At 41.9% G+C, this 2,657-nt stretch carries 3 protein-coding genes; all 3 read right to left on the bottom strand.

The annotated features are described in order from the left end of the window. Nucleotides 1-1,224: efflux RND transporter periplasmic adaptor subunit (locus VGE44_RS12130; protein ID WP_331079388.1), on the bottom strand; the 1,224-nt coding region annotated here is incomplete at its 3' end. Then, a complete protein-coding gene (locus VGE44_RS12135) occupies nucleotides 1,202-2,425 on the bottom strand; it encodes a TolC family protein (RefSeq protein WP_331079390.1) in 1,224 nt (407 codons plus the stop codon). The genes VGE44_RS12130 and VGE44_RS12135, both read right to left, overlap by 23 nt. A 10-nt stretch (nucleotides 2,426-2,435) precedes the next feature. Continuing rightward, a partial coding sequence (locus VGE44_RS12140; protein WP_331079392.1) for an efflux RND transporter permease subunit occupies nucleotides 2,436-2,657 on the bottom strand: 222 nt, incomplete at its 5' end.

The raw sequence follows: 2,657 nt of genomic DNA on the forward strand, positions 1-2,657 counted from the left end.
CTGATCTGCCTGATGCATCAGCTTCACAAAAACCGGTATAAATGCATCATCCTTTTTAACAAATACCACATATTGTGTTCCAACCTGAACAAGTGCTGTAGCGGGCAGCCAGTAACCTTCAACTGCGGCCTCCCGGCTTACTGAGATCAACTGACCAACCTTCCAGATTTTAGTATTGTTCGGCACATTGGCCCTGATAAGGGAATAATTGGTTCCGTCTTTAAAATAAGGTTGAACCAGGCTCACTGTAACCTCTGAACGCTGATCTGCAAGATCAATAGACTGAACCATTACATTTTTTCCTTGTCTGAACTCCTGTAATTGATCCGGTCGGGCAAAGAACTCTGCCCAAACCTGGTCTGTATTGATAAGATCAAATAACTTCTGGCCTGCATTGATATATTGTCCTTCCCTGATTTGCAAAGCCCCACCTGTTGGGATATCCGGTATTTCCGGAACTTTAGTAGATGAAGCAGAGGTATTCATTGAATTCATCCCACCTGCATTCCCTGAGCCGATCTTTGTTCCACCTGCCTGGCTTACCGGACCCTGTGACGCTGAGGTGCTTAAACCCAATTCTGCCACATAACCTGAATAAGGGCTATAAACAGCAATCCTATCCTCGATTCTGCCTGTGCTCAAAACCCTGTTTATCTGAGCCATACTCAATCCAAGAAGTACCAATTTCTTTTTGGCAGATTCAAGAAGCACAGGTTCGTTATTGTTTTTCAGAAAGAGCAATTCCTGCTGGGCATTTGCCAGATCCGGACTGTAGATCTCCATAATCTTTTGCCCTTTACTTACCGGCTCATAATTGTATTTCACAAACAGCTTTTCAATGCGGCCGCTTACCCTTGTAGTTACTGACCTCCAGTTATTCGTATTAAAGTTTATGATTCCTTTCAGGACGATTTCAGATTTTTTAAGCCCCTTCTCTACCCTGATCGTTTTGATTCCTGATATAACCAGTTCATTGCTGGGCTTTACCAGGGAATTTAAACTTGTATCCACGGCGCCGTGGTTATCTGCAGTATGCTGAGGCACCAGATCCATTTTACAGATCGGGCAGGTACCGGGTGCATCTCTTACTATCTGCGGGTGCATCGGACAGGTGTATTTCTGAACCTGTCCCTCAAAATTCACCTTTTTATCAGAATTACAGCCAAAAAGACTTACTCCGATGATCAGGAATAATGCAATTCTAGCGTTCAATAGTCTTCTCATATTCCACAAGCATTTGATAATATTTCTGTAACTGATCCAGGTAATTCATCTGCGACATATTGATCGATTCCCAACCATCGATGACCGTATTCAGATCTGTTTTGTTTTCCTGATAGGATAACATCGAAACCTTGAGGTATTTCTCCAGTGAAGGCAAAATCTTAGTCTCATAATTAGTTAACTGCTGCTGCATGTTGAGCAGATCGTTTTCCATAGATTTACTCATCCCCAAAATCTCCGTAAGCATTGCTGCTTTTTCCTGCCTCATAGCCTCCTTCTCAAAATTCATTGATTTGATCTCCGATTTATACATTTTCGAAGACCAGGGAGCAATTGGGATGGAAAGCATACCCATCACCGTAAACTGCCTTGGCATCATTGCAGAATAATTAGACATATGGTCAAAACGAATCTTAAAATCAGGTTTTGACTCCTGCCGCATCAAATCAATATTCCTTTCCATTGCATGAATATCATGCTCCATGTGCAAAATATCACTACGGACACCGGCCAGATAAGCAGTGTCAAGATCTGCCTTAGGACTAAACTTAACCTTATATTCGGTTTCAATTTCAAATTCTGTTGTTGCTGCTCTGTTCATCAATGCATTCAAAGCAATCTTTTTTGAACGAATATCTGCCTCGGTCATCAGGATCATATTCTCTGATTCATAGACCCTTCCCTCAGCTTTAAATACCTGATTCAATCCACCCTGATTAAATGGATAACGAATCTCTGCAAGCTTTTTCATTGTCTGCATGATCTGCTGATTCTCTTTCTGGAAGACGATACGCTTTTGAGCAACCAAAAGTCCGAAGTACAAATACTTTGCACTGGCTCTTAACTGGTTAAAACGCTCATTTCTACCGAACTCATAAGTCTGCGACTGGGTTTTAAGGTATTCCTTTTTAGCCCTGATCTTTGCGGGATTGGGAATATCCTGTTCGGCAGAGATCATAAATGCCCCACGGTCCCCCTCTGAAATCATCCCCTGTGCTGGATAAGGACTCATAAAAGTTCCTGCTCCTACCATTGGAGCCATCCACGAGCCGGCACCTTCCACTTTAGAATCCTTGCTCTGAATCCTGTTTGAATAAGACTTCAAAGAGGGATTATTTGTGTTAATCTCTCCTAATATTTGTTCCAGATTCATAATCTCTTGTCCGTAGACAGTAAAAGAACTCAGGAATGTAAACAACAAAATTATTTTTTTAATGCTGAACATCATGTACCTCCAGTTTTCCAAATTTTCTCAATTCATATTCTTTTGTCATCAGAAAGATCAGCGGTGTAACCAGTAGAATATGGGTGGATGAAGTAAGTACTCCCCCAATCATAGGCAGCACAATTGGCTGCATCACATCGCTTCCAACCCCTCCCGACCATAAAACTGGTATCAGTCCAAATAATGCAACACAAACCGTCATGATCTT

Source organism: Daejeonella sp. (genome assembly GCF_036405355.1).
Classification (GTDB): Bacteria; Bacteroidota; Bacteroidia; order Sphingobacteriales; family Sphingobacteriaceae; genus Daejeonella.